Annotated in this window: 27 protein-coding genes and 1 tRNA gene; 17 read left to right on the top strand and 11 right to left on the bottom strand. The window is 56.9% G+C overall.

From position 1 onward, the window contains the following. The first annotated feature begins 8 nt into the window (after positions 1 to 8). Entirely contained in the window at positions 9 to 1,175 is a 1,167-nt protein-coding gene (locus KP702_RS09020) for an OpgC family protein (RefSeq protein WP_202207767.1), read from the top strand. On the opposite strand, the gene hflX is transcribed toward KP702_RS09020, so the two are convergent. The 6 genes from hflX to dusB form a co-directional block, all read right to left on the bottom strand. Beyond that, a complete protein-coding gene (gene hflX / locus KP702_RS09015; protein ID WP_046901109.1) occupies positions 1,148 to 2,455 on the bottom strand; it encodes a GTPase HflX in 1,308 nt (435 codons plus the stop codon). The two genes, KP702_RS09020 and hflX, sit on opposite strands and share 28 nt — an antisense overlap. After that, a complete protein-coding gene (hfq, locus tag KP702_RS09010) occupies positions 2,452 to 2,667 on the bottom strand; it encodes an RNA chaperone Hfq (protein WP_369826498.1) in 216 nt (71 codons plus the stop codon). The genes hflX and hfq overlap by 4 nt, the downstream gene beginning before the upstream one ends. A 96-nt stretch (positions 2,668 to 2,763) precedes the next feature. Then, positions 2,764 to 4,170: a sigma-54 dependent transcriptional regulator gene (locus tag KP702_RS09005; protein WP_202207768.1), complete on the bottom strand. Its 1,407-nt coding sequence runs from the start codon at positions 4,168 to 4,170 to the stop codon at positions 2,764 to 2,766. Next, positions 4,160 to 6,454 carry a PAS domain-containing sensor histidine kinase gene (locus KP702_RS09000; RefSeq protein WP_237389983.1) on the bottom strand — a complete coding sequence of 765 codons (2,295 nt, stop codon included), beginning with the start codon at positions 6,452 to 6,454 and terminating at the stop codon, positions 4,160 to 4,162. Before KP702_RS09000 ends, KP702_RS09005 begins: the two co-directional genes overlap by 11 nt. Positions 6,455 to 6,522: 68 nt before the next feature. Further along, positions 6,523 to 7,251 (bottom strand): helix-turn-helix domain-containing protein, encoded by a 729-nt coding sequence (locus KP702_RS08995; protein WP_202207770.1) that lies wholly within the window; start codon positions 7,249 to 7,251, stop codon positions 6,523 to 6,525. 21 nt (positions 7,252 to 7,272) lie between these two features. After that, on the bottom strand, positions 7,273 to 8,364 hold the full coding sequence (dusB, locus tag KP702_RS08990) for a tRNA dihydrouridine synthase DusB (RefSeq protein WP_046901104.1): 1,092 nt from the start codon (positions 8,362 to 8,364) through the stop codon (positions 7,273 to 7,275). Between the two features lie 128 nt (positions 8,365 to 8,492). Between dusB and KP702_RS08985 the strand changes: the two genes are divergently transcribed. Together KP702_RS08985 and KP702_RS08980 are read left to right on the top strand one after the other, a co-directional pair. Further along, positions 8,493 to 9,302: an alpha/beta fold hydrolase gene (locus KP702_RS08985; RefSeq protein ID WP_202207771.1), complete on the top strand. Its 810-nt coding sequence runs from the start codon at positions 8,493 to 8,495 to the stop codon at positions 9,300 to 9,302. Positions 9,303 to 9,307: 5 nt separating this feature from the next. After that, the gene (locus KP702_RS08980) at positions 9,308 to 10,153 is read left to right on the top strand and encodes a sugar phosphate isomerase/epimerase (protein ID WP_202207772.1); all 846 of its coding nucleotides are present in this window, start codon (positions 9,308 to 9,310) and stop codon (positions 10,151 to 10,153) included. 2 nt (positions 10,154 to 10,155) lie between these two features. Here the strand turns inward: KP702_RS08980 and KP702_RS08975 are convergent, their stop codons facing one another. Beyond that, positions 10,156 to 10,371, bottom strand: a complete 216-nt coding sequence (locus tag KP702_RS08975) for a hypothetical protein (protein ID WP_064275151.1) — start codon at positions 10,369 to 10,371, stop codon at positions 10,156 to 10,158. Between the two features lie 103 nt (positions 10,372 to 10,474). Between KP702_RS08975 and KP702_RS08970 the strand changes: the two genes are divergently transcribed. From KP702_RS08970 to KP702_RS08955, 4 genes are all read left to right on the top strand, one after another. Next, the gene (locus KP702_RS08970) at positions 10,475 to 11,548 is read left to right on the top strand and encodes a quinone-dependent dihydroorotate dehydrogenase (RefSeq protein WP_202207773.1); all 1,074 of its coding nucleotides are present in this window, start codon (positions 10,475 to 10,477) and stop codon (positions 11,546 to 11,548) included. Between the two features lie 184 nt (positions 11,549 to 11,732). Further along, positions 11,733 to 14,108 carry a DUF3772 domain-containing protein gene (locus KP702_RS08965; RefSeq protein WP_215768806.1) on the top strand — a complete coding sequence of 792 codons (2,376 nt, stop codon included), beginning with the start codon at positions 11,733 to 11,735 and terminating at the stop codon, positions 14,106 to 14,108. Between the two features lie 86 nt (positions 14,109 to 14,194). Beyond that, positions 14,195 to 14,677, top strand: a complete 483-nt coding sequence (locus KP702_RS08960) for a hypothetical protein (protein ID WP_202207775.1) — start codon at positions 14,195 to 14,197, stop codon at positions 14,675 to 14,677. A gap of 17 nt (positions 14,678 to 14,694) precedes the next feature. Then, positions 14,695 to 16,152 carry a glycosyltransferase family 2 protein gene (locus KP702_RS08955; protein ID WP_202207776.1) on the top strand — a complete coding sequence of 486 codons (1,458 nt, stop codon included), beginning with the start codon at positions 14,695 to 14,697 and terminating at the stop codon, positions 16,150 to 16,152. Positions 16,153 to 16,161: 9 nt separating this feature from the next. Here KP702_RS08955 and KP702_RS08950 read toward each other — a convergent pair whose 3' ends face one another. Genes KP702_RS08950 through KP702_RS08940 form a run of 3 tightly spaced genes read right to left on the bottom strand, consistent with a single transcriptional unit; the run spans position 16,162 to position 18,990 of the window. After that, positions 16,162 to 17,178, bottom strand: coding sequence for a zinc-binding alcohol dehydrogenase family protein (locus KP702_RS08950; RefSeq protein WP_215768805.1), 1,017 nt, complete (start codon positions 17,176 to 17,178; stop codon positions 16,162 to 16,164). 19 nt (positions 17,179 to 17,197) lie between these two features. Continuing rightward, on the bottom strand, positions 17,198 to 18,382 hold the full coding sequence (gene ubiM, locus KP702_RS08945) for a 5-demethoxyubiquinol-8 5-hydroxylase UbiM (RefSeq protein WP_202207778.1): 1,185 nt from the start codon (positions 18,380 to 18,382) through the stop codon (positions 17,198 to 17,200). Between the two features lie 5 nt (positions 18,383 to 18,387). Then, positions 18,388 to 18,990, bottom strand: a complete 603-nt coding sequence (locus tag KP702_RS08940) for a nitroreductase (RefSeq protein WP_237389974.1) — start codon at positions 18,988 to 18,990, stop codon at positions 18,388 to 18,390. Between the two features lie 175 nt (positions 18,991 to 19,165). Here KP702_RS08940 and hisB point away from each other — a divergent pair, with 175 nt between their 5' ends. The 8 genes from hisB to KP702_RS08900 all read left to right on the top strand — a co-directional run bounded on the left by hisB (position 19,166) and on the right by KP702_RS08900 (position 23,754). After that, entirely contained in the window at positions 19,166 to 19,762 is a 597-nt protein-coding gene (gene hisB / locus KP702_RS08935; RefSeq protein ID WP_215768804.1) for an imidazoleglycerol-phosphate dehydratase HisB, read from the top strand. Further along, a complete protein-coding gene (locus KP702_RS08930) occupies positions 19,759 to 20,151 on the top strand; it encodes a hypothetical protein (protein ID WP_215768803.1) in 393 nt (130 codons plus the stop codon). Before hisB ends, KP702_RS08930 begins: the two co-directional genes overlap by 4 nt. Continuing rightward, a complete protein-coding gene (gene hisH / locus KP702_RS08925) occupies positions 20,136 to 20,774 on the top strand; it encodes an imidazole glycerol phosphate synthase subunit HisH (RefSeq protein ID WP_215768802.1) in 639 nt (212 codons plus the stop codon). The genes KP702_RS08930 and hisH overlap by 16 nt, the downstream gene beginning before the upstream one ends. After that, a complete protein-coding gene (gene hisA / locus KP702_RS08920; RefSeq protein ID WP_215768801.1) occupies positions 20,771 to 22,117 on the top strand; it encodes a 1-(5-phosphoribosyl)-5-[(5-phosphoribosylamino)methylideneamino]imidazole-4-carboxamide isomerase in 1,347 nt (448 codons plus the stop codon). The genes hisH and hisA overlap by 4 nt, the downstream gene beginning before the upstream one ends. Next, entirely contained in the window at positions 22,111 to 22,872 is a 762-nt protein-coding gene (hisF, locus tag KP702_RS08915) for an imidazole glycerol phosphate synthase subunit HisF (protein ID WP_202207782.1), read from the top strand. The genes hisA and hisF overlap by 7 nt, the downstream gene beginning before the upstream one ends. Positions 22,873 to 22,876: 4 nt before the next feature. Then, complete coding sequence (locus KP702_RS08910) at positions 22,877 to 23,251, top strand: phosphoribosyl-ATP diphosphatase (RefSeq protein WP_046901090.1); 375 nt, start codon at positions 22,877 to 22,879, stop codon at positions 23,249 to 23,251. 11 nt (positions 23,252 to 23,262) lie between these two features. Then, positions 23,263 to 23,628, top strand: coding sequence for a histidine triad nucleotide-binding protein (locus tag KP702_RS08905; RefSeq protein WP_202207783.1), 366 nt, complete (start codon positions 23,263 to 23,265; stop codon positions 23,626 to 23,628). Between the two features lie 50 nt (positions 23,629 to 23,678). Further along, positions 23,679 to 23,754, top strand: a tRNA-Glu gene (locus tag KP702_RS08900). A 1,292-nt stretch (positions 23,755 to 25,046) separates the two neighbouring features. On the opposite strand, the gene KP702_RS16550 is transcribed toward KP702_RS08900, so the two are convergent. Continuing rightward, positions 25,047 to 25,256 (bottom strand): hypothetical protein, encoded by a 210-nt coding sequence (locus tag KP702_RS16550; protein WP_373687841.1) that lies wholly within the window; start codon positions 25,254 to 25,256, stop codon positions 25,047 to 25,049. Here KP702_RS16550 and KP702_RS08890 point away from each other — a divergent pair. Both KP702_RS08890 and KP702_RS08885 read left to right on the top strand, forming a co-directional pair. Further along, the gene (locus KP702_RS08890) at positions 25,173 to 25,571 is read left to right on the top strand and encodes a sterol desaturase family protein (RefSeq protein WP_371822760.1); all 399 of its coding nucleotides are present in this window, start codon (positions 25,173 to 25,175) and stop codon (positions 25,569 to 25,571) included. The two genes, KP702_RS16550 and KP702_RS08890, sit on opposite strands and share 84 nt — an antisense overlap. Before the next feature lie 5 nt (positions 25,572 to 25,576). Next, on the top strand, positions 25,577 to 26,725 hold the full coding sequence (locus KP702_RS08885; RefSeq protein ID WP_215768799.1) for a glycosyltransferase family 1 protein: 1,149 nt from the start codon (positions 25,577 to 25,579) through the stop codon (positions 26,723 to 26,725). Positions 26,726 to 26,827 lie beyond the last annotated feature (102 nt).

Raw genomic sequence — 26,827 nt, 5'->3', positions numbered from 1 at the left:
AAGGCACCATGCAGCTGCCAGCCTCATCATCCGATGCACAGTCTTTACCGCGCAAGCATACTCGCGACCATCGCGTTGATGCCTTGCGGGGCGCTGCTCTGCTGATGATGCTGGCTGACCATGTGCCCGATAATCTCATCAACAGAATCACCATTCGCAATTTCGGTTTTGCCGACGCAGCTGAAATCTTCGTCATGCTGGCAGGATATGCGTCCTATTTGGCATATGGTCGGTTGATCGACCGCGACGGGTGGACCAGCGGTATCCGCCGCATCCTGTCGCGCTGCGCCAAATTGTATATTTATCAGACAGCCATGACACTGGTGTTCGTCTGGACCGTTCGGCACTGGCGCCATTACGAGCCCGTCCCGGAATATATTCTTGAGCCGCAACTCGCCCACGGATACGGCTGGCTATGGCGCATCCTCACCTTCGATGCGCTACCGAGCTACCTCAACATCCTGCCGCTCTACATTGTTCTTCTGGCTCTTTTCCCGCTGATCTACGCTGCCCTCAAGAAAAGCGTCTGGCTGCTGCTTGGCGTCAGCGCAGCCATCTGGGCGATTGCCAATATCGATCCGCGCATCACGGTTCCAAACTGGCTGGACCCAAATGGCTGGTACATGAATCCGTTCGGTTGGCAGTTTCTATATATTCTGGGTGTGCTCGGTGCCGTTTGGGCATCCAAGCATAATGGCGACCTGCCAGCCAGAACATGGGCCAAGGTGCTCTGCGGGGGCTACCTGATTGGTGCCTTTATCCTCTGCTTTCCGTATGAATACTGGCACCTGAGCGGGCTGCGCCTGTTTCCGGCCCCACCCAATAATGGGAAATCGACTCTCGCCGTCTGGCGATTGTTCGACATTATGTCGATCTTTTATCTCGTGCAGTCTTCACGTGTTCTACGTCGTTTTTCAGCCGATCGTCTGGGCCAGATCCTGGCCTTGCTTGGCAGAAATTCACTGGAAGTGTTCTCGTTCGGCACAGTGCTGGATTTGCTGGGACGCCTGATCCTTGGAAGTTTTGGAACAGGCCTGGGCCTTCAGATCATTATTAATGTTCTGGGGCTTATTCTGACCTTCGCGCTGGCAATCCCGCTGGACCGCTCCCGCCAGAAGGCGAAAGCGGCCCGTGCACGCATGGCCCCTCAAGCCGTAGCAGCACGTCCGGGATAGCTGATCTCAAAGCGCTCACAGTCCATGGGGAAGAGACGGACCTGCACATCCATCCCGCCCTCATGATCAAACCGCTCGACCACTTCGCCATGCTGGTAAAGCCAGGCCAGTGCCGCACCATCCTGCAGGGACAGGCTGACTTTCACATCCTGCATGGACTGCGTCAGGTACTGGTCCAGCGTCTCGAACAAATCAGGGATACCATCGCCTGTGATGGCCGAAATCACCACAGCGTTGTCACGCTTCGGCACGGCTTCAACACCGCCGATCAGGTCTGCTTTGTTCAGAACCTCAATTGTTCGCTCCGGCCATTGGGCATCCAGCATGCCGTCCCGCACCATGCCGTCCAGAACATTCAACACGTCAGCACGCTGAGCGGCACTATCCGGATGAGCCACATCACGAACATGCAGAATGACATCTGCCTGCGAGACTTCTTCCAACGTCGCCCGGAAGGCAGCAATCAGTTCTGTCGGCAGATCGCTGATGAATCCCACCGTGTCAGACAGGATAACGTTCCGTCCTGAAGGCAAACGCAGCGCGCGCATCGTAGGGTCCAGCGTCGCGAAGAGCTGGTTTTCAGCATGGACTGCCGCGCCTGTCAGCGCGTTGAAGAGCGTGGACTTACCCGCATTGGTGTATCCCACAAGGGCAACAATCGGGAATGGAACCCGCTTGCGGGCATCCCGATGCAAGCCACGTGTGCGCCGAACCTGCTCCAGCTCTTTTTTGATCCGGCCGATCCGGTCCGCAAGCATTCGCTTATCTGCTTCGATCTGCGTTTCGCCCGGTCCACCAAGGAAGCCAAAGCCGCCGCGCTGACGCTCAAGATGGGTCCACAGACGTACAAGACGAGAGCGCTGATATTCGAGGTGGGCCAGTTCGACCTGCAACACACCCTCTCGGGTGGCGGCACGGGCGCCGAAAATATCAAGGATCAGACCCGTCCGGTCCATAACCTTGCACCCCAGCGCCTTTTCCAGATTGCGCTGCTGCCCCGGAGACAGGCGGGCATCGATAATGACGACATCAACTTGATCCAGCTTCACGGCTTCGGCAAGCTGTTCAACCTGCCCGCTACCCAGCAGCGTTGCCGGGCGACGCGCCCGAAGCAGAATTGCCGCCTGCCGAACGATTACCAGTCCGATGGAGGCCGCAAGACCCACCGCTTCTTCCAGGCGGGCATCTGCAGCCCGGATATCTTCCTGCTGTCCCGATTTCTCCCAAGGGAGAATAACAGCAGCACGCGTGGCAGGCTTCTTGGTATCAAATCCGCTCAAAGTTCATTGTCCGCAAACCGCGGGAGGGCTCCCACGGGCATGATTGTACTGATGGCATGCTTGTAAATGAGTTGAACATGCCCATCCCGGCGCAGCAGCAGCGTGTGGCTGTCAAACTGAGCTACGACCCCCTGAAGCTTCACGCCATTGACGAGAAACACCGTGACGGGTGCCTCGATCTGATGGAGATGCTGGAGGAAAACTTCCTGCACAGCGTCTCTTCCGGCGGAAGTGGATGAAGTTTCTGACGTCACGATAATTTTGACTCGCCGGCCCTGAGGAAAAAAGGAATTGGGATCACTGCCCGTTTATCCCCCGACTGCCGGTGACGTCGAGCGATCTTCCTGTGTGGTAACACCAAGCTGCTTCAGCTTGCGATGCAATGCACTGCGTTCCATGCAAACGAAATTGGCCGTACGGCTGATATTGCCACCAAACCGCATGAGTTGAACCTGTAGATACTGCGTTTCAAACAGATCTCTGGCTTCCCGCAACGGAAGACTCATCACGTCCGCCCCCGAGTTCAGACGCGTCATCGACGGCGCGCCCTGACTGATGGTGGAAGGCAGCATATCTGCACGAATGGGATCACTGCCCGAGCCCGGCATCATGATGAGCAGACGCTCCATCAGGTTGCGCAGTTCACGCACATTGCCGGGCCACTCATAAGCCTGCAACGCCGCAAGCGCATCCACGGAAAGTTCGCGGATCGGCAATCCCGAAGACTGTGCGCAACGCTCCAGAAAGTGCTTGGCCAATCCCGGAATATCTTCACGACGCTCCCGGAGTGAAGGAATGCGCAGAGGGACCACGGCCAACCGGTAATATAGATCTTCCCGGAAGCGATGCGCCATGATTTCGGACTGAAGATCACGGTTTGTCGTGGCAATAACCCGCACATCAACCTTGAGGCGCGTGTTGCCTCCAATCCGCTCAAAAGTCTGGTCCTGCAAGGCACGAACGATCTTGCCCTGCGTCTCCAGCGGCATATCTGCCACCTCGTCGAGCAACAACGTTCCGCGATGAGCACGTTCCAGAACCCCACGGCGTGCGGGCTGGCCGTCCGTACCATCCAGACCGAACAGCTCTTCTTCAAAACGGTTCGGCGCGAGCGTGGCACAGTTCAGCGCGATGAACGGACCTTCCGCACGACGGGAGCGCGCATGAATCATCCGCGCGGCCACTTCTTTGCCTGAACCGGCTGGGCCGGTAATCAGCACCCGGGAGTTGGTCGGGGCCACGCGTTCGATCTGGGCCCGAACAGCCGAAACGGCAGCCCCTTCCCCCGATAGCGTCGTCTCAGGCCCGGCCCGCAGTCGCAGCTCTGCATTTTCGCGCTGCAAACGGGCAGCTTCCAAGGCACGCTGAACCACCAGAAGCAGACGATCTGACTGGAACGGCTTCTCAATGAAGTCGTAGGCACCATGCTTAAGACTGGCGACAGCCGTCTCAATGGTGCCGTGACCCGAAATCATCAGCGTCGGCAGACCTGGCTCTTCAGCCTGCATGACCTTGAGCAGTTCAATCCCGTCCAGCTTGGAACCCTGCAACCAGATGTCCAAAATAGCCAGGGACGGCCTGTGTGCCCTGAAAAGTTCCAAAGCCTGATCGGAGTTCGCGGCCGTGCGGGTCGCATATCCTTCGTCGTTCAGGATACCTTCGATCAGGAACCGGATATCCGGCTCGTCATCGACGATCAGAATCTCATGTTCCATCTGTCACCCTCATGATCCGGTCTTCCTTCTCTCCTGCACCACCCAGCTCCGCCAGAGGCAGAGACAGTGTGACGAGTGTCCCGCGCCGTCCGGATGACGGATCGGGGTCCCGATCGGTGAGCTGAAGCATCCCGGCATGGTCCTCCATGATCTTTTTGACAATCGCAAGGCCAAGACCTGTGCCCTTCGCCTTGTGTGTCACATAAGGCTCGGTCAACCGGTGGCGTTCCCCAGTCGGCAGACCAATCCCGTCGTCTTCTATCCCTAGCAGGACATGCCCGTCCCGAATGTGCAAGCCCACCACAATGTGTCCAATTGGCTGCATCAGGGCGTCAGACGCGTTTTCCCGCGATTTTCCGCGGTCTGTCATGGTTATGGCATCTGCCGCATTCTGCAGAAGGTTTGTCAATGCCTGCCCTATGAGTCGCCGATCGCACCGAACGATAGGCCCTGAGGGCGGCAGATCCCGTGTTTCGAACACAATGTCGGGATGAGCGTTTCTTTGCAGCACCAGTGCTTCACGGCAGATCCGGGAAAAGTCCTCGTTCTGCATCACGGGTTGTGGCATCCGTGCAAAAGCAGAGAACTCATCCACCATTCGGCCGATATCCCCAACCTGCCGGACAATTGTATCTACAAGCTGCGTATATGTGTCGGGATCGCTCTGAATTTCTTTCAGGAAGCGCCTTTTCAGCCGCTCTGCTGCAAGCTGGATTGGCGTCAAGGGGTTCTTGATTTCATGCGCCACGCGTCGGGCCACGTCAGCCCAAGCCGCTTTACGCTGCGCTGACTGAAGCGCCGTGATGTCATCGAAGGTTACGACGTATCCAGCGACATCCGTGCCGCGGAGTTCGGCCACAATCCGCACCAGGAGTGTTCGTCCGGCACCGGCACCGCCACCGTCACCAGGCCCTCCCGGGCGCTGTGCGCCATCTGTATCCACTTGAATTTCATCAGTATGGACGCGTTCCGGCGCCTGCCTTGCCTTGTCCAGCAAAGCTGAAAATTCCGGGACACTGACAGAGAGCCTCATACCGATCGCGGGTTGCAAATCCCGCTGGAGCACGACGGAAGCAGCCCTATTCGGCAGTTCGATCACCTGTCCCCGGTCCAGACCAATGACGCCCGCCGACACGCCCGCCAGAACAGTTTCCGTAAATCGCCGACGCTCATTGATCTGATCGTAAGCCTGCATCAGTTCTGACCGCTGACTCTCAAGCTGGTCGGTCATACGATTGAAGGCCCTGGAGAGCCCCACAACCTCATCGTCCTTTTCGCGGCTCGTCTTTGCTGGCACCGGAACACGAACACCCAGATCGCCTTGGGAAATGCGCGTTGCTGCAAGAATGAGAAGGCCTAGCGGGTTTGCAATACGGTTGGCCAGCGCAAGCCCTGTCAACATGCCAACAGCCAACACCAGCAATCCCATCAGGCCGAAGATCACCACAACAGTGACCTGCGTTTTACCCCGATTGGCAATCATGTGCTGGTAATCCTGCACGAGCTCGTTGGTACGCCGCATATGCTCGAGGACATCAGGATCGACAGGTCGGGTAATGACCAGCATAAGCCCCGAATTCCCGCCCAGCGAGACAATGGCGCGCACCATGCGCTGATCAGGGCGGTTGAGAATGGCGACGTCTCCCCCGCGTGCCATCTCCACCACAGACTTGGGCGGTAAAGGCGGCAGGGTATTCATGTCCGTCTTGCCAAGAAGACCACCGACACCCAGGACTTTGTCCGTGAGCGGATCGAAGACCTCCGCATCGGTCAAACCACGCTCGTAAACCTCATCGTCCAGCAGTTCCTGCAGACGGGATGGACTGTGGAACAGGTCTGTCCCGTGCGTGAACAGCTCATCGTTCTGAATAAGGATCAGCGTATTTGCGAGGGCAAATGCTTCTGTACGGATATTGTCGTTATGCTCCCGCAAATACCCCGCAGCTACAGAGCGGGCCTCCGTCAGAGCATTACTGACGCGATTGGAAAACCAGATCTCCACGCCGTAATGGAAGAATAGCGCTGCTACAGCTCCCACGACGATGGTCGGTGCAACAGCGACAATTCCAAACAGGGTAATGAGGCGCGCATGAAGCCTTGCACCGGCTAGCCCAAGCCGCCGTTCCGCCATCATGCGCCCGATCTGCACCACGCCTGCTGCCGTGATCAGCATGAGCATGATGAAGTCGAGCAGGAAGATGATGGCCTGCACCTGCGGACGATGCGCCAGTGACATGCCGCCCGCGAGAACGACAAAAGTCGCGAACGCCAGAATCAGTGCCATGACGGTTAGAAGAACCACCCCGTTGGCGCTTGTCAGTCGTCTCAGCACACGCCCCGGAGAAAAAGAACTCACTCGTCACTTCCCTTTGGAACCGTAATATCCAGTTCCCTGATTTTCTTGCGCAACGTGTTGCGGTTCAGCCCAAGCATGGCGGCCGCGCGAAGCTGGTTCCCGCCTGTTCTCCGCAGGACCATGGTGATAAGCGGCCGCTCGACTTCCCCCACCACGCTGGCATGCAGATCACCCGCATCATTTTCCAGACCCGTCTCAAAATACTCAATCAACGGACGTTCGAGAGCCCGTGCCAGCCCCCGTGGCCGATCATTTTTAGTGCCTGGCAGACGACAGACCGCACTAATGCGCTCAGGTCCGAGGCGCTGCGACGGCTCGAATGCGGCCAACCAGCGATGCAGACCGCTTTGAAAATTACCCTGCCGCAGCAGAAGGGTCAGGTCATGCCTGCTGGCGGCAATCACACGCAGATCCGTCTCCGGACGCTCAATCTCCGAAACAAACCGGACCTGTAACGCAGGGCACAGGCAGTCAATCTCATCGACAAGCAGAGTCCCGCCCTGCGCCTGCTCGAACCAGCCGCTTTCACGCCCTCCGAACAGAGCATCTTCGCGCAGTGCACAGGGGGTAGCTGTCAGCGCCGCGACCACAAATGGCTGCTGCGCCCGAACACTATGCGTGTGCAGTCGACGCGCCACGTCCTGACGATCAAGCCGGGATGCCCCATACAGAAACATCGGACGGCATGCTTCATCCGCCAGCAAGGGCTCAGCCTGCATCACCATCCCTGACTAAACCTTGGCCGGTCAGGCTGCTTCACTGCATCCATCACGCGGCATGCTGCCGGCTGGTCCGTTCTCACGGTCCCGGACAACGCCCGCTTCGATGTTCCGGTCATAGAACTCTTCCAACATGGAGATTGCTTCCGGCGCGTTATCCACACGATTAATGGCGGAACGGAATGTTGCAGAGCCGGGCAGACCGCCGGAGTACCAGGACACATGCTTGCGCGCCAGACGCAGACCGGGGCGCTCCCCGAAATGATCCAGCATCATCCTGTAGTGACGCAGGGCAATGGACTTTTCCGTTGCCAGATCCGGGTCCGGAACGTCCTGCCCGGTTTTCAGGGACTGAGCCACCTGCGCCGTGAACCACGGACGGCCATAACACCCTCGCCCGATCATCACGCCATCCGCGCCAGACTGATGAAGTGCCTCACGTGCATCACGGATCGTATTGATGTCGCCATTCACGATCACCGGCAGACCCACAGCATCCTTCACGGTCTTTACGAAACGCCAGTCTGCAGTTCCGTTATAGAACATCTGACGGGTGCGCCCATGAACCGTCACGAGCCGGATTCCGCTCTCTTCCGCAATTTTCGCAAGCCGTGGTGCATTGAGGGAGTCGTGATCCCAGCCCATCCGCATCTTGAGCGTCACGGGAACGTTCACGGCCCTTGCCGTAGCCTCAAGAATCTTTCCAGCCTGCACTTCGTCCCGCATCAGGGCGGAACCCGCCATCTGGCCGATCGCGACCTTCTTCACAGGGCAACCGAAATTGATGTCGATGAGGTTTGCACCGCCATCGACCGCAATTTTCGCAGCCTGCGCCATCGCATCCGGATCACACCCTGCGAGCTGAACCGCATTCGGGCCATTCCCGGCCGAACGCGCCATGCGCATGGTGTTCTCGTTCTCCCGGATCATTGCCCAGGATGCGATCATTTCAGACACTACCAGTCCCGCGCCAAGGTCGCGCGCAAGCTGGCGGAACGGCAGATCCGTAACCCCTGAAAGCGGAGCAAGGATCACCGGATCTTCGATCACTACGCCCTGGCCAAGATCAATGGGCGCGAGAACGCGGTTCGGGGGAGCGGAAGAGGAGGAAGCTGTCATGACACTGTTAATTTACCGATGCACTCTCTCAAGCGCAAACGGTCCTTTGCCACGAAACCGTTAATGCCCCTGAAACGCTATCGACTTGCATCTCTTTCATACTTTGCAATGCGACGCAGGAGGTTTTCATGCCCCACATCACCGCGAGCGACGGAACACGCATTCATTACGAAGAACAGGGGCATGGACGCCCCCTCGTCCTGATCCACGGATGGACATTTTCTGGCCGGTTTTTCCACCGCAACGTCGAAGCCCTGTCCGAGCATGCACGTGTCATCACCATGGATCTGCGCGGACACGGACGCTCGGACAAACCAAAACACGGTTACCGCATCGCAAGACTAGCCGCAGACCTGCGAGACCTGATTGGTGCATTGAACCTAAAGGATGCGACCGTTCTGGGCTGGTCCATCGGGTGCCCCGTTATCTGGTCCTATCTGGAACTGTTCGGGCAGGATCGGCTCAGAAGCGCCATTTTCGTTCAACAGACGCCGAAACAGTATTACTCTCCGGAATGGAAGCTGGGTCACGCAACCTGCTACGATCAGGCCGGTCTGGCTTATCTTCAGCAGCAGGTTTTTCTGGATGCTGAAAACTTTGACCGCGGCAATCTGGCAGACTGCCTGAGCCGGGACATTCCAGAAGACGAGAAAGCTTTCCTGCTTCGGGAAATGGCCGCCAGCCCGGACTATGCCCGCGCCGCCATGATGGCCGATCACACCACACAGGACTGGCGGGACGTTTTGCCGCACCTCAAACTGCGATCCCTTATGATGGTCGCGGAGAAGGACAAAATCCTGCCCGCAGGGGGGCCAGCCTGGGTGGCCGATCATATGCCGAACTGTGAAGCCGTTTTCTTTAAGGATAGCGCGCACATGGTCTTCATCGACGAAACCGAAAAATTCAATCGGACCGTTATCGAGTTCCTGAAAGGCTGATTCCGATGTCCCTGCCCTTTCTGTTCGGCATGAACGAATTTACCACCCAGCCCTGGTCCTTCGAAGAAGATGTCGCACGCTACAAAGCAGCAGGCGTACAGGCAATCGAGATCTGCGAAGCGAAGCTGGACCCTGCACGCATCCATGAACAGATGTCTCTTGCTGCCAACAGCGGCATGACCATCAGCGCCATTCAGCCTTCTGTCCGTACCTTCTTCGACAGCCGGATGGCCCCTGAACCAACCGACCCGGCCCAGCGTGCAGCATGCCTCAGGAAAAGCCTTGAGACTCTTGCGCCCTATGCGCCCGGCGCCGTTTTTGTCACCAACACAGGCGCTCCACCCAATGGGAACATGCATCGCGTCATGGATGAGACCGCACGTTATCTGCGAGACTTGTGCCCGCTGGCGGCTGATCTGGGCGTTTCCCTGTCGCTGGAGCCGCTAAATCCCACATCCGTCAATGTTGAGAGCGCAATCTGGACGATAGAGCAGGCCCTGGAGATCATTGATGGTGTTGGCCACCCAGCGATGGGCCTTTGCCTGGATTACTGGAACATCTGGCAACAAGACGACGTCTGTGGTGCCATTCGGAAAGCTGGCAAGAAAATCAACGTTCTTCAGGTGAGCGACTGGCGGACGCCATATTCTGCCACGGATCGGCTCATTCCCGGCGATGGCGTCATTCCTCTGCATGACATGCTTCGCGCCACCTGGGAGGCGGGCTTTCGTGGAGCCTGCACCGTCGAAATTTTCTCGTCAGAGGTTCCGGACAGTCTCTATGACGGAGATCTCGAGGCTCTTATCAGTCAATCACGCAAGGGACTGGAGAATGCCTGGAACAAGGCCTGACATCAGCCAGTCGGACCAATTTCCAGCCGATGCCGGGTCATGCCGGCATCCGTGATCACAAAACGACCGTCTTCGCGCAGGCGAACGAACCCCATGCGCTCCAGGCGCTCAAGGCAGGGCTGGTCACGCAGACCTGTTGGCCGCCCTGCATCGCCACAAAGCAGAAGTCGGTGCAGGGTCGAGCGGCAACATGTTTCTAGATAGGGTTCTTCCCACATTGTTTCGCGTCTATCGCGTCCCCATGCTCCCGCCAACCCCTCTCCCCTCACGTTCTGCCCCACCACGTGCACGCTGCTCAGGTTTGCGGTAAGGGAAAGACTCATGATTGATCTTGGAAAACTGGCCACGCCCCTCCTGCATCGCTTCGATCCGGAGACGGCGCACGAGCTTGCCATAAACTCCATGGCCCTTGGGCTGGGAGGGTCTGCTCCGAAAGACGTACCGGCACTTGCCACCCGCGCTTTCGGACTCCGCTTTCCGAACCCAATTGGTCTGGCTGCGGGTTTTGACAAAAATGCGCGCGCCGTTCGCCCCTTGGCCAAACTCGGATTCGGCCATGTGGAAGCGGGCACCGTCACACCACGACCGCAGCCGGGAAATCCCCAACCGCGCCTGTTCCGCCTGCCGGAAGACGGCGCGATCATCAATCGCATGGGGTTCAACGGCTGCGGGATTGACCGGTTCTGCCGCAATCTCGCACGCCTGCATCGCCCGATGCCTAATGGCCGCACACGCGGTGCGACAGTGCCTCTGGGCGCGAACATCGGCATTAACAAGATCGGCGCAGAGCCTCTGCGGGATTATCCGGAACTCGTCTCCCGCGTCAGTCCTTATGTGGACTACGTGACGATGAACCTGTCCTCACCCAACACACCCGGCCTGCGGGACCTTCAGTCCGCCCAGATGCTGACGGACCTGCTGAGTGCCATCAACACGCGCAACCCGGATCGTCTGCCTCTGCTGGTCAAGCTGGCTCCAGACATGGACGACAGCTCCTACGAGCCCATTCTTGAGGCTGCCATTGCGGGCGGGGCACAAGGACTAATCCTGACCAACACGACAATTGCCCGCCCAGCAAGTTTAACGAGCCCATTGGCAGCCGAGACCGGTGGCCTGTCTGGCAGACCTCTGGCATCCCGGTCGCGTGAAGTTCTCAAGGTTGTCTCAAACCTGAACAAGGGCCGCATCGCGCTCATTTCCTGCGGTGGTATCGAAACAGGAGAAGACGTGCTGGACCGTATCCGTATGGGTGCGGACATGGTCCAGATCTACACGTCTTTCGTGCTCCAGGGGCCCGCTCTTCTCAGTCGCCTTAAGACGGAACTTCTGAATGCCATGCGTCGGGAAGGGTTCGAAACCATTGCAGACGCACACGGGACCGCTCTTTCCGTCTGAAGCCTGCGTCTCGTTTCAAAAAACGTTATCAATACCAGCGCCTTTGCCCAGTCTGGCAGAGGCGCTTTCTTTTTGCTCGCCAGCCGAAAAAGACCCCGATCGTCGCCTCTGCAAGGCTTTCCTGAACCTTGTGGCTCTTCGGATCGTTAAAACCCAACATCAAAACCAGGAGTGAAAGCCCCACATGCAAGAGCCCCACCTCACAGGGCCGGAAACCCGCCGGCGAACCCGCTTCACGTGCAGAAGCGCTTTCCTTGCCCTGACGCTCTTGTGTGGCGTACCGATCACAGGCCATGCCGCCCCCGCTGCGGCCCCACAGGCAGCACCAACAACAACCCAGAAAGCCGTTGTGGACAAGAACGGCGGTCTGGGCTGGACGGCCGTATCGGACACGATCAACCGCCAACTTGAAGACAGTTCAGCAACGCTGAAACAGATCCTCAATGTTCTTAACCGGACAGACGCCAATCTTGGCAGTACCGAGTTGGACAATCTGTCTGCGCGTGCTCAGCGTGTTCAGCAAAATACACAGGACGCACTGACACAGATTCAGAACTACGACGACATCACGGACTCCTATCTTCAAATTCTTGGGCCCAAGGCCGCAGAAAACGAAGACCCGTCTGTCACGGAACAGCGCGCGCGACTGCAGCAGAACTCCCAGGGTGTGAAGTCTGCCCTGATGCGGTCCAAACTTTACAATCTTCAGGCCAAGCAGCTCAATTCCGCCATCGCCACGCGTCGGACACGCCTGCAAAATGCCGCTCTGTCTGAACGGACAGTATCTCCGCTGGCGCCCAAATTCTGGCATGCCCTCCTGACAGAACGGCCGGAAAACAAGTCGTCGCTCCATGAAGACGGCGTACTATCAGCATGGATGATGCTCCTGATCGGCACGGCGGGAACATTGGTCCTGATCGGAATTGCTTCCCCCTTCATTCTGCGCCTTCTAAAGCGCGCTGGCGCCAAATTCCGTTCCTCTGCGGAGACTGGCGTAAAAGACGCGCTCGCCAGCAGCATCATCGCCATCACACTCAATGGCATCCTTTGCGCATTGCTCGGAGGGCTTGCCTGGCTGATCTGGAGTGCTGCCGTACTGGATGCAGATGGCGGTCCGATCGCCGCCATTCTGGGAGAAAGCCTGCCGATCTGCGGTTTTATCATCGGCGCCGGCCTCCCGGTTTTCGGACGGAAAGGTGTTCTGGAGGGCAATCCAAATGAACGCCGCGCCCTCCGTGGTGTGGACTGGATGCTGGCACTCAGCATTCTTGTCCTGAACCTTCTTCGCTCTTTCCGCGCTCAGGATGTCTTCGGCCCCACGCTTCAGACCGTCCTGGAAATGGCGTTCTCTCTGGCGATTGGCATCTGTGCAATCGACACCTTCCGCCGGTTGGGCAAGCAGGACGATACACGCCAGTTCGCACCCACCGCGCTGGGCCTGTCTTCCCTGATTTTCGGCATCTCGCTCATCGCCGTGCTGCTGGGATATGTCTCCTTCGCATTCTCCCTGAACGGCTGGCTCCTGTCATTAGGAACGGGTCTGGCCGTCGTTGTGCTTCTGGGTCTGTGCTGGCGTAGCATTCTGGATCATCTTTTTGATCCAGAAGGCCGCTTTAGTGCACGTCTGCACCCTCTCGGCCTGTCTTCGCGTCGCCTCACGCAGATCGGTGTTCTGCTGTCCGGCATTGGGAACATCCTGCTGCTGCTGCTGCTTTTCTCGATCGCACAGACTGACGGAAGCTTCAGCGTGGGCGATATAGGCAGCCGCCTGCGCCTGCTGTTCGTCGGCAATACCATCCATGGCGTAAAGATCTCGCTCGATACGGTCGTTCTCTGCGTCGTGCTGGTAAGCGTCGCTTACTACATCATTCGCCAGACAAAACACTGGATCCGAGATCGTTTCCTGCCCACCACGCAGCTTGATATCGGTGCCCGGACATCCATCCTGAGCATTTTCACATACTGCTCGTGGATCCTGGTTGGCCTTGGCATTCTGTCGATTGCTGGACTGTCTGTTCAGAACCTCACCTGGGTGGTGAGTGCGCTGTCGGTGGGTATCGGTTTCGGCCTTCAGTCCATTGTACAGAACTTCGTCTCCGGCATGATCCTGATGGCAGAACGACCAGTCCGGGTCGGGGATATGGTGGAAATCGCGGGCGCCAAGGGTGACGTTAAGCGCATCAGCATCCGGGCTACGGATATTGGCCTTGGCGACGGTTCGACGCTGATTGTTCCGAACTCGCAGTTCATCACGTCCAGCGTCAAGAACTGTACCCTGTCCGGTTCAACAAGCGCTCTGACACTGAACTTCAAGGTGCCCACCACCACCGATCTGGAAAAAGCCAAATCCCTGCTCATTGAGGTGGCTGCCCAGCGCTCTGAAATTCTGTCTAATCCTGCACCTGTGGTGCGGATCAGTGCGCTCGCAAGCTTCAGCCTCACCATGAGCCTGACTGTCCGGATCCTGTCTGCCCGGGACGCATCCGCCATACAGGATGCGATCCTGTTCGATGTTTTCCGTCGGTTCAATGCGGAAAATGTCACACTCACGACTGCCTGATATTTCCAAGTAGCCAGTGGAAAACCTCGCTTTTCCACTGGCCGTCCTTTAAGGTGTTGAGTGTCTGAACCGCAGGGACACAGACCGTGCCGCCATCACATATTTCCGGACACAACAGCTCAGGGCAGCTTTTTCATCTGCCCATCCGTGCGCGAATGCTCGCCGTCACCGAAGCTGCCGCTTATCTGGGACTGTCACTCCGTCGACTAAGACTGCTTTCCATGCTTGGAGCAGGCCCAGAGCGCGGTCATATGCCGAATGGGAAGCCCGCATACCGCCGGGAAGACCTCGAAAACTATCTCGTCCAGCTTTATGGCAAAGCCGATATTTCCGGCACTGAAATGGCTCGTCGTCGGGCCGAATACGCCAATCAGCGTAATTCCACACTCGAGCGACTGCAGACAGACCCCAAGGCTCCTCTTCCCCCACCGGACCCCTTCATGATGATGGCCACGAATGGGGAAGTGTGCCAGCATATGGTGTTCTTCATCCTGAAGGTCATGGCCATTTTTGGCTTTATCCTTCTCTGCATTTCACCCACACCGCTCCTGCGTACCCACTTTAACTGAGTCGAAATCAGCCCTGTATGAAAGTTGCCGTTGTTGCCATCGTCCGCGATGAGGTCTCTGATATCCTCTGGTGGCTCGGCTGGTATGTCAGTCTTGGTGTGGATACCATCATCATCTTCGATGATGGTTCGAAAGATGGAACAGATCGCGTTATTACAGACGCAGCCTGTGTGCATGATATCCGCCTCTACCGCATCGATAGTGATGGCGGCTCTCATATAGAAAGACAGAAACAGGTCTATCTTGAAGCCTTGGAACACCTCAAAGGTGAGTTTGACTGGGTCGGCTTTCTGGATGCGGATGAGTATGTATTTTTCCCGAGCCACAAGACCATTCATCAGTTCCTGAGCGAGATGGACGATGATGTTGGTGCGGTTGGAATCAACTGGTGCAATTACGGCAGTTCAGGCCATGTCATCAAACCACGTGCTCCGGCCTTTCATGCCTTCACGCATCACTACAAACCTGAGATCTACATAAACCGTCACGTCAAATCCTTTGTCCGCCCCGATCGATGGAGTGGCGAATGGTGCAATGTTCATTATTTCGACGTTGCCCCTTATCGCTACGTCAACGACGCCAGACAGGACATTGAGTGGTCTGACACACTAGGCATCACGGACCGCATTCCAGAATGGAAAAATGCGAAAGTCATGCATTACCAGCTCAGAAGCATGGAGCATTACGTAGAGCGCACAAAACGCCGCAAAGACGTTCAGTATGGTATGCAGGCCTTCACAGAGGCAGATTATAACGACCTCTATGATCCAACGCCTCAACGTAAAACAGACATTATCCGCGAATGGGCTCGCAATGTCGTTCGCCAAGGCCGTGCAGGAATTCTTGATGCTCTTCCGGACACTGAACGCTTAGCCCCGCTCCCTCCCGCGACACCCACACTGCATGCATTTACACTGATGCCCTTGGGCGGTGGTCATATCTGCGTCCGTGACACCAAGGCGTCAGTTACCGACCAAGCGTCAACAGACCCTTTGCTTCTCGCGATAAGAATTGGGGAAGCGACCTCCCGCGTTTTTCTGGCCGCCATTGGTGCTGATGGCAATCCAGCTCCAGTCAACCTGGACGGCAATCTGCATCTGCTCGATTTTTTGCCTTATGACGTCGTGCCTACAACAGAGGCAGGATCTGTGGCCCTGCGCCAGGCAGACTGTAATCTTTTCCTGAGTGCGACCCCGCATGTTCTGGGTGGGCAGGTCACGTCGGATCGGCGCGAGGTCAAGGAATGGGAGTTGTTCCAACTCTGCCCCCTTGAGGACGAAACCGCTGCAAATGCCATTCTAACCGGCCCTACACTCAGCTTCGCAAGACTTGCCCTGTCTCAGCCGGTTTCTCTTGCTGCCATCAGTTTTCTGTCCAAAGAGAATTTGCGACTGACAGTTTCTGTGCTGCCTCTACTAATGGACTTTCTGGATGATACGGAACGTCAGATGCTGGAAGCCAAACTCCCAGCCTGACAGAAGTTCTCAGTCTGGAAAGCCTGACAGCACGACCTTCCCAATTCCCTTCCCGCTTTCCAGAAGTTCATGCGCCAGACGTAGGTTTTCCAGCGTGATAGGACCCAGCGTCTGATGCAGCGTGGTTCGGAGTAATCCTGCATCGACCAGCGACGCAATCTGCCCAAGAATTCGCCCCTGCACAGCCATGTCTGGCGTATTGAAGGCTGGACGCGCGAACATATATTCCCAGTGGACGGAAAGCGATTTTCGCTTGAAGGGCATGATATCAAATTCACCCGGATCGTCGATCATGGCCAGCGCACCCTGCGGGGCCAGCGCGCGAACAATCGCATCCTTGTGCTGCCCAGTCGCCGTTAGACCGGCCACATACCGTACATGTGGAAGACCAATCCGGGCGAGTTCCTGATCGAGCGGACGACGGTGATCAATGACATGATGCGCCCCCATGGATTTGCACCATTCCACGGTCTCCGGCCGGGATGCTGTCGCAATGACCTTCAAGCCGGTCAGACGACGAGCAATCTGCGTCAGAATTGACCCGACACCCCCAGCGCCACCAACAATCAGAAGGGCATCCGGGCTTTCCATTTGCCCGGCCGTGAGGCCCAGACGGTCGAACAGCAACTCCCACGCCGTTAAAGCGGTTAGAGGCAAAGCGGCCGCTTCGACATCCGTCAGGCTTTCCGGGGCACATGCAACAAGGCGCTCATCAACCGCCTGAAAGCGGGCATTACTGCCCTGCCTCAGATTGCTGCCTGCGTAAAACACACGATCACCCGCACGAAACCCGCGAACCTGCCCACCCGTTGCCACAACCCGGCCCACGGCATCGTAACCCAGAACGCGCGCCTCTCCTTCTGGAGGAGCGACAGACCGGAGCTTTGTATCAACCGGGTTCACGGAAACAGCCGAAACTTCGACAACAACATCCCGCGGGCCCGGCTCAGGGGTCGGGATATTCAATTCCACGAGCGCATCTGTTTCTTCGATGCGGGTCGCACGGGTGTGTCCGAAGGCTTTCATAACGGGCTCCGCAAGGTACTCAGGAATTACGATCCATCAGCATGCTTGTCACAGCTGATTTGAAGGGAAGAAGGCGGTTAGCAACGGCCAGGCCCAACTTTCTGGCAGCCAGAAATGGCGTCTCGTCACGCGTATAAACTGTCGCGATTGCGTTGGTTGCAGCAAACAGTGGCGCCGTCGCCATACGATGCGTCCGGGCGAACTTTGACAGTACGCTAGGGGACCCCGCGTCTCCAGGCCCATCGGCGATGGCACGCGCGAGCGTTTCCTGTCCTTTAAGACCCAGATTGAAGCCATGGGCCGTAATAGGATGCATCCCCACGGCAGCATCCCCGATCAAGGCAAAACGCGGCGCATGAAAGCGATGAGCATAGACCGCTTTCAGGGGATAGGAACACCGGAGGCTCTCCAGCTCCATTGGACCCATACGTCCCTGCGTCCGCTCCGTGATCTCGGCGTTGAATGCGTCGGCGTCGAGCGTCTTCAGTCGCGCAATTTCATCGTTTTCCAAGGTTAGAACGAGCGAGGACGAAGCCCCTTCACGTCCGTCAGGAGCGATTGGCAAAAGGGCAATTGTCTGTCCCTCGTCAAACCACTGAAGCGCGGTATGAGCATGGCTTTCCGGATGATGCATCCGACAGACCAAAATGCTCCGGCCAAAATCATGAATGATTGCACCGATGCCCGCATTGTCGCGCAATCGCGAGAAGCGTCCATCTGCTCCGACCAGAAGATCAGCAGTCAGTTCCGTACCATCTGTCAGTGTTACAGAGGCGGACTGCGCATTGTGTCGTGCCGTCTCAATCCCTTCCCCGGCGCGGATTTCGAGGCCCGGTGTCCGCTCTGCCACACGGTACAGAGCCCGGCGAATCAGATGATTGGCGACAAGATATCCAAGTGCGTCAGGGCCATCGGCTGGCGCATCGAACAGAAGCGGTGGACTACCTGCCGCACCTGTTTCAATGCGCGCTGTGTGCATAGGGCAAATGGATGTTGCTGGGATTTCAGCCCATGCTCCCGCATCTTTCAGCCAGTTCGCGGCGTGATGCGTCAGAGCAATTTCTCGCCCGTCAAAAGGTGGATCAGCCAGCACAGATACTGGCGAGCGCTCAATGACACAAACCCTGCGTCCATCCCGGGCAAGAGAAATGCCACAAGCCAGACCAACCGGGCCGCCACCCGCAACAATCACATCATACCGCATTCTGTTCAGCCTGCGTCTGCATCAAATGTAATGGGCTCGCCTTTCCAGACCGCCATATACTCTTCGATGTCCGGGCGCTTGCGCCCCTCGACCGGCTTTTCCGGCGTTCCGACGAACAGGAAGCCTGCAAGACGATGCGGATCTTTCAACCCAAGCGATTCGAGAAGCGCGCGGTCTTCGCAGAAAGGTCCTGTGACCCAAACCCCGCCAAAGCCTTCGGCGTGCAAAGCGTTAAGAACATTCATCGCACCCGCAGCCACGGACATTTCCTGCTCGATGACCGGGATCTTGCCGTCAGGGACAATATGCATCCCCAGTGCAATAATCATGGGCATATTGGAGAAACGATCCCGGCGCTTTTCCTTCTTGGCAGAGGGGGCATCAGGCTCCTGCCGTTCCATGGCTTCCAGCACTACCTGAGCAAAGGCCTCCCGATGCTTTCCTTTAATGACCGTGTAGCGCCACGGTCGCATCCGGCCATGATCCGGCGCTCGCAAACCTGCAGACAGAATATTGCGAAGCTGCTCGCCCTTGGGGGTCGGCTCAACGAGGTTATCGGTCGAGGCGCGGGAGAGAAGAAAGTCGAGGGAGGAGTGATGATGTGCCATGGCCCAGATATGGCGCGATCAGCCGCATCCGCCAAGGGGGCGACAGAGTCTCGCCCCAACTCTTGAAGACAGGTGACAGTCTTCTCGTTCTGCGGCACTCTAGGGGCCTTCTTTTTCATCCTTTATCTCAGGGACAGCGTGGAAATAACCCTCCCGCTGGTGTAGCAGAACCACCATGACCGAACCCCGTCACGCCCGTCTGCACCGCGCGACAAGCGAAACCGATATCACCCTTGCCCTGTCTCTTGATGGGCAGGGACGCTCAACCGTCGACAGTGGCATCGGCTTTTTCGACCATATGCTGACGGCACTCGCCAAACATGGCGGCTTCGATCTGGAATTGCTCGCCAAGGGTGATCTGCACATTGACGGGCACCATACGGTCGAAGATGTCGGCATCGTGTTTGGGCAGGCTTTCCGTCAGGCGATCGGGGACAAGCGCGGCATCGAGCGTTTCGGTCATGCACTGGTGCCGCTGGACGAAGCTTTGTGTGAAGCTGTGGTGGATATTTCCGGCCGCCCTTATCTGGCGTGGAACGTGGTTTTCCCACGCGAGAAGATCGGCACGATGGATACCGAACTTTTTGAAGAATTCTTCCGTGCTTTTGCAATGTCTGCGCACATCGCGCTGCACCTGACCTGCAAGACAGGAACGAACGCTCACCATATTGCAGAAAGCGGCTTCAAGGCCGTGGCCCGGGCCCTACGCGTTGCCGTCTCGATGGACCCCCGTGCGGCGGGCGCCATTCCCTCCACCAAAGGCGTCCTGTGAAGCTTTTCACGCCCTGTACGGACCCCGCCTCATCGCGGCCGCTGGGTTTGCCTGTCATGGTGCAGAACGGTTTTTCCTGGCGTGTCATGTTTTTCGGATGGCTGGGCCTTCTCACTTACGGCGCCTGGATCTCCGGACTTCTTGCCGCAGCAGTGTCCATCCTGCTGCATGTCTTTGTTGCCTCACGGTGGGACGTTGCGATCATCGTAGGCATTCATGCTGTCCTTGCCACGTTCACAGCAGAAATCCGTCTGTGGGAAATGCGCCTCAATGGCCGCCAGATGGGCCTGCCAATCCCAGCCCCCAGCAAGGACATTGCGCTGATCCGCTGGGCGGACCGGCACACATCACCTGTTAGCCCCCCGGAGTTCCCATGCGCGTCGTCGTAATTGACTATAATGGTGGCAATCTTGCATCGGCCGCTCAGGCCGCCAGGAAGGCTGCGGCATTACGGGGACTTGACGCAGACGTCACCATTACGCGCGATGCGGAAGCCATCTTGAATGCCGATCGCCTGATCCTGCCGGGTCAGGGCGCATTTGCCGATTGTGCCGCAGGCCTTGGGCCGGATCTTCGCAATACTCTTGAGACTGCAACGGCTAAAGGCACGCCTTTCCTTGGCATCTGCGTGGGCATGCAACTCATGAGCGAGTATGGTCTGGAGCATGGCCGTACCGAGGGACTGGGCTGGATTTCAGGCAATATCCGCCGCATGGATGAAGCCGCCAACGCAGGTCTGCGCCTACCCCACATGGGCTGGAACACGCTTGATTTCAAACCGGGCGTACATTTGCTCACGCAGGGCCTGGAGCCCGGAATGCACGGCTATTTTGTTCATTCCTATGCCCTGCATGATGGGCATGAGGACGAACTGGTGGCGACCGCACAGTACGGAAATTCGGTCCCCGCCATTGTTGCGCGCGGCAACCGGTGCGGAACACAGTTCCACGTTGAGAAAAGCCAGACTGTTGGCCTGACCATCATGGGCAACTTCCTGAGGTGGACGTCATGACCGTCGTTTGCGAACGGGTCGTCTCTTCCCTCTCCCCTGATGATATGGAAGCGCTCTGCGAAGCTGCAACCGCGGGTATCCTGGATGGTGGCGGCTTTGGCTGGCTCCAGCCGCCCGGCAATCAAGCTCTGGAGCGTTATTTCGAAGGCCTGCTGCTGGTGCAGGAGCGCAGCCTGTATGTTCTGCGCGAAGACGGCATTATTTGCGGTGCGGGACAGCTTGTGCGTCCGCCATCCAGCTATGAAGCCCATGCCGCCACAGTCAATCTGACAGGCTTCTTTGTCGCGCCCTATGCTCGTGGACGAGGACTAGGGCGTGTCCTGATACAGGCCATGATCCACGGCGCAAAAGCCATGGGTAGCAAGGTTATCAATTGCGACGTGCGTGAAACGCATGCTGCTGCCATCGGGCTGTTCCGGTCGCTCGGTTTTGAGCACTGGGGCACCCATCCCTATTATGCACGGATCGGAGGCCAGACAGTGCGCGGACTTTTCTTCTCCAAACTACTCGCCGGTGAACATGAAGCAGCCCGCTGGCAGTCCAGCATTGCTGCACCGGATGCCGGCGGCGCGCCTGTTTCCCCCGAGACCACCAAAAGCCATCAGGGCCTGATGCTCTACCCCGCCATCGACCTGAAAGACGGCGCCTGCGTTCGGCTTCGCCGTGGCGAGATGGAAGATGCCACTCACTATTCCGACGACCCTGCGGCACAGGCCAAGCTGTTTGAAGAAGCAGGCTGCCGCCATCTGCACGTCGTTGACCTCAATGGTGCTTTCGCTGGCAAATCAACAAATGTGCCAGCCATTGAATCCATTGTGAAAGCTACTGGCCTGCCGGTGCAGCTTGGTGGCGGTATCCGCGATATGGCTGCCATTGAGCGCTGGCTGGAAGCCGGCGTTTCTCGCATCATTCTCGGTTCCGTGGCGGTAAAAGACCCGGAACTGGTCCGACAGGCCGCACGCGCCTTCCCGGGCCAGATTGTTGCTGGGATTGATGCCCGCCAAGGCCGCGTTGCAACAGAAGGCTGGGCAGAAGTTTCGGAACTTGAAGCCAACGATCTGGCACTCCGTATGGAAGATGCAGGCGTTGCCGCCATCATCTTCACGGAAATCACCCGCGACGGGATGCTGGCCGGGCTTGATCTCGAACAGACTGCAGACATGGCGCGCCGCCTCTCCATTCCCGTCATTGCGAGCGGTGGCGTCGGCACCCTCGATCATCTTCGGGACCTGCGCACTATTGCCCGCGATGTACCTGGCATTTCCGGCGCCATCGTCGGCCGGGCGCTGTATGATGGGCGTATTTCCCTCAAGGACGCCTTGGACGTACTCGGTTCATGCTGAAACTCCGCGTCATTCCCTGCCTTGACGTCAAGGATGGCCGCGTCGTCAAAGGGGTGAACTTCGTCTCCCTTCGTGATGCGGGTGATCCGGTGGAGCAGGCCAAGCTTTACGACGCTGCCGGTGCTGATGAGCTGACATTTTTGGACATCACGGCCAGCGTCGAAAACCGCGATACCATTCTGGATGTCGTCCGCCGCACGGCTGAAGCCATCTGCCTTCCCCTGACGGTCGGCGGTGGTGTTCGCACCTGCGAGGATATGCGACGCCTGCTTCTGGCTGGCGCTGATAAATGTGCCGTAAACTCGGCCGCGATCACACGCCCGGAACTGATCCGCGAAGCCTCGCAACGCTTTGGCAGCCAATGCGTGGTCGTGGCGATTGATGCGCGATCGAATAGTCGCGGTGGCTGGGAAGTCTATGCCAAGGGCGGCCGCGAACCCACTGGGCTGGACGCGGTGGTATGGGCCAAAAAGATGCAGGATCTGGGCGCAGGAGAAATCCTGCTCACCAGCATGGACCGTGATGGCACGAAGTCCGGTTTCGATCTGGATCTGCTCAGAGCGGTCTGTGGTACAGTGACCATCCCTGTTGTTGCATCCGGCGGCGTTGGCGAATTGCATCACTTTGTTGAAGGCGCCCAGGTTGGCGCAAGCGGCCTGTTAGCCGCCAGCGTCTTCCATTTCGGACAGTTCCGCGTTGGGGACGTCAAACAGGCACTGAATGAGGCCGGCCTTCCGGTCAGACTTGGAGAATAAGGCAATGGCAAAAGCAGCAAAGCCGGAAGAGCGCAAAACGACACCGGCCAGGGAGCACGTGCTGGAGCGCCTGTTCGAGACCGTTCAGTCCCGTCGCGGCACAGACCCGACGCTGAGCCATTCAGCGCGTCTGATGGCCCGTGGTCGCAACAAGATCGCCCAGAAATTTGGCGAAGAAGCTGTTGAATGCTTGATTGAAGCCGTCAACGGCAACCGCAAGGAACTCGTCGGAGAGAGCGCTGACGTTCTTTATCATCTCATCGTCATGTGGGTGGACGCAGGCGTCTCCCCTGACGATGTGTGGGCTGAACTGAAGCGTCGCGAAGGCACGAGCGGGATTGCCGAAAAAGCATCGCGCCCCAAGGAAAAGCTTGGTTAAGGGACAAAGCCATGACGTACGATCACAGTAATATCTTTGCGCGTATCCTCCGTAAGGAGATCCCCTCCCGCACGGTTTACGAAGACGACTACGCGCTGGCCTTTCACGACATCGCCCCGCAGGCACCTATCCATGTGCTGGTCATCCCCAAAGGGCCATATGTCTCCATTGCGGACTTCAGTGCGACAGCATCAGCCGATGCCATTACTGGCTTCTGGAGAGCGGTCGCAAAAGTGGCTGAAGCAGAGGGGCTGACGAAAGACGGTTTTCGCCTTATCAGCAACTCCGGCGCCAATTCAGGCCAAGAAGTTCCTCACTTCCACGTCCACCTTTTTGGCGGGGCAGCACTTGGGCCGCTGCTTTCACAAAAACTGTAAAATAGTACTTGCAAACCCAGAGGGCCTCTTCTATTAACGCCCTCGCTCTGGTCCCATTCGTCTAGAGGCCTAGGACACTGCCCTCTCACGGCGGCAACAGGGGTTCGAATCCCCTATGGGACACCAGTTACCTTAAGTAACTGTATTTTACATAAAAAATCGTTTTCCCACTCTCGTATGCTAATTGGCATTACGTATCGGAGGCTACTTTCATGTATCTGATACACATCCCCATTTATTAAAAATTTCTGATTAGAATGACCGCACAAGCTCGCGCTTGTAGAAATGGCTTCGTCGTTAGTCAAAGTTGTCTGAGGATATTCGAGAGCGACTACCTCAAAAGACTGTCGGCATCAGGGATGAAATAACTGACCCCCCTGCCTCTCAAACACTTTTATTCAGAACGATCCCGCAGTCAGCCGCCCCTGAGCATACAGACACTGCCATGCGCTCGAAACCCTGCCAACAGAGCTAAAGGAACGGCAGGTTATCAACCACGAGGGGGCAGTCACATCCTTCTCCATAGCACCGTAGTCCGTGCCCATTCACAGGCCACGGGGACAACGAGGGTGGGCTCATTCGGAAGCTTTTGGTCGATCAGGCGCGGTTTTACGAGCAAAATCCATGCCCGTGTGACTATCAGGGACGCCCTCTCGCCTTTGTCCTTACCGGCAGGCCCGGTCTAGGACTACAAAGCCACAAGGCACCCTGAAAAGTTGCTTGTCCCGCACCCCAACGCCATGCTGGCCGACCGGGACTATGACAGTGACAGCCTCCACCAGGATCTGCTGATCCACGGGACCTGCCGGCTATTCCCTCACGTAACAGTCGTAGCGCTCTCCAGCAAACAGACTGGCAGTGTTACCGCAACCATATCGAACGGATGTTCAACAAGCTCAAGCAGATGCGCCGTATCGCAACCCGCTACGACAACACCGACTTGTCCTTCATGAGTTTTCTCAACCTCACCGCCGCAAGGCTTCTGATCAGGTCCTTTCTCAACGTGACCTAGTCTTCTGTATCGTGGCCAAATGTTATGTTGCCGGAAAGCTACATTCTCTATCATACGGATAAAAACTCGTAGATTTTCAATGTTTTCCTAGAGCACACAATTGTGTTCCTGCGAGGCAGAAAGCTCACCAGAAATGTTCGCTATACATTTGAAGGCTCAAACCAGGCAGAGAACTCCCCGTAAACCTGAGAGGCCGTGCGAGAAGAGCACGCCCCTCACTTCAAAGCTCAAACATTACTATGCGTGTCTTGAGAACATCGATATGATCGCATAGATCAACTAGTTCTGTTTTCCGAAAACACGAGGGAATTCAGCACAGAAAACAAGGGTTTCAGGGGAATTCTGCCGAGTGTCATTGAGGCTTTTCAGAAATGATTGGCTGGAACGGCTCACATATATGCCGTTGTCAGTTTTCGTCCCCGTATGGGTCGTCATCTTTTCCCTTGTCTGCATGGACTGCATGCCGATGGCGCCGGTCCCATTTGTGGCACTTTTCCTTGCGGGCCTTATCTTCTGGTCTTTTTTTGAATATATCGGACACCGCTTCCTCTTCCATCTCAACCTTTCTCATGAAATCGGCCAACGGTTCATCTTCCTGATCCATGGCAATCATCATGAAGAGCCTGGAGAGAAGCTCCGCAACATGATGCCCCTCTCCGTTACTTTGCCACTCGGTGGTTTGCTTTGGGGCTTGGCGCATGTTTTAGGCGGCCATAAGGGCACAACATTTTTTCTGGGCTTTCTCGCTGGCTACATAGCCTACGATCTTGTTCATTATGCCTGCCATCAATATCGCCCAAAACGCGGTATCCTGCGAAAGCTTCGTCGCCATCACCTCATCCATCATTACGCTGCACCGGAAAAGAATTTCGCTGTCAGCAATGATATTTGGGACCGTGTTTTCCACACAAAGACCGGACGTTCTTCCTGAAGCCTATGCGGATCGGACTTGATACCCGTAATACGGGCCGCTCCGGAGGCACGGGTGTTGCAACATACGCCGCAACTTTGGGAGAAGCCTACAGCGATGTAGGCATCAGCCCGGCATGGCTGCACGACGATATGGCTAACCATACTCGTCCTCATAGTTTTCCCAGAAAAATTAAACGTTTTTTCCAGAGTGCCCACTCCACTCATCACGTTCAACCGACTTCTGACGGTTATGTGGGCCATGACCTTTATCGTGCCGCTGAAATAAGAGACCGCACGTTTCACACCCCCATTTCCATAAAAGCAGATACACCGCCGGACCTGATGCACTGGACCTATCCAGTTCCCATGCGATGGCACGGTATTCCTAATGTCGTGACGATCCACGACATTATTCCACTGCTTCATCCAGAATTTAGCGACACGCCGACCAAGCGACTCCATAGACGCCTGAAATTTTGGTGCGACAATGCAGATGCTATCGTCACCGTTTCAGAAGCAGTCAGGCAAGATCTGATCAGCTTCTTCGAATTACCTCCCCAAAAAGTCAGCATGCTTTCCCAATCTGTTTCTTTTGCGACAGACCTCATGGAGGCGTCTCTGACTGTCGAAGCTCCTTGTCCGAAAAATGGATTTCTCTACTTCGGAACGATTGAACGTCGCAAAAACATTGGACGCCTGATCAAGGCACATGGCCGTTCAGGAACGATGCGCCCGTTAATCCTGATCGGAGGTTTAGGGTTTGGAGGAGCCGAAGAACTTCAAGCTCTTGCGCACCACCCGACTCCCGAGCGTGTTCACATCCTTCCCTGGTGCAGTAGACCGGCCTTGGTCCGCGCGATCAGAGAAGCACGATGTGTCACCTTCCCTTCATTGGCGGAAGGGTTCGGCCTGCCCATTTTGGAAGCTATGGCGTTAGGCACGCCAGTTTTAACCAGCTTTGGGCATGCGACAGAGGAAATTGCCGGGACTGCGGCATTTCTGGTGGACAGTACAAGTACAGAAGCGTTGACCGAAGGCCTTACAAAACTCGATTATGACGATGCCCTCTCCCTGGAACTCTCATCGTCAGGCCAGGAACGCGCACAGGCGTTTGCTATCGACCCATACGTGCTGCGCATGAAAAATTTTTATCAACGATTACTGACCGGATGATGCTTTTTGTCGAACGAAAATGTTCGGTAAGATCATGCGCAGATAACTGTCGGTTCCTTAATTTCATCGCAATCAAAATCGAGATCAGGTTTGGCATCCTCA

It is taken from the genome of Gluconobacter sp. P5B12, from assembly GCF_018812035.1.
Lineage (GTDB): Bacteria > Pseudomonadota > Alphaproteobacteria > Acetobacterales > Acetobacteraceae > Gluconobacter.
This window is presented reverse-complemented; position numbering and strand designations above follow the sequence as displayed.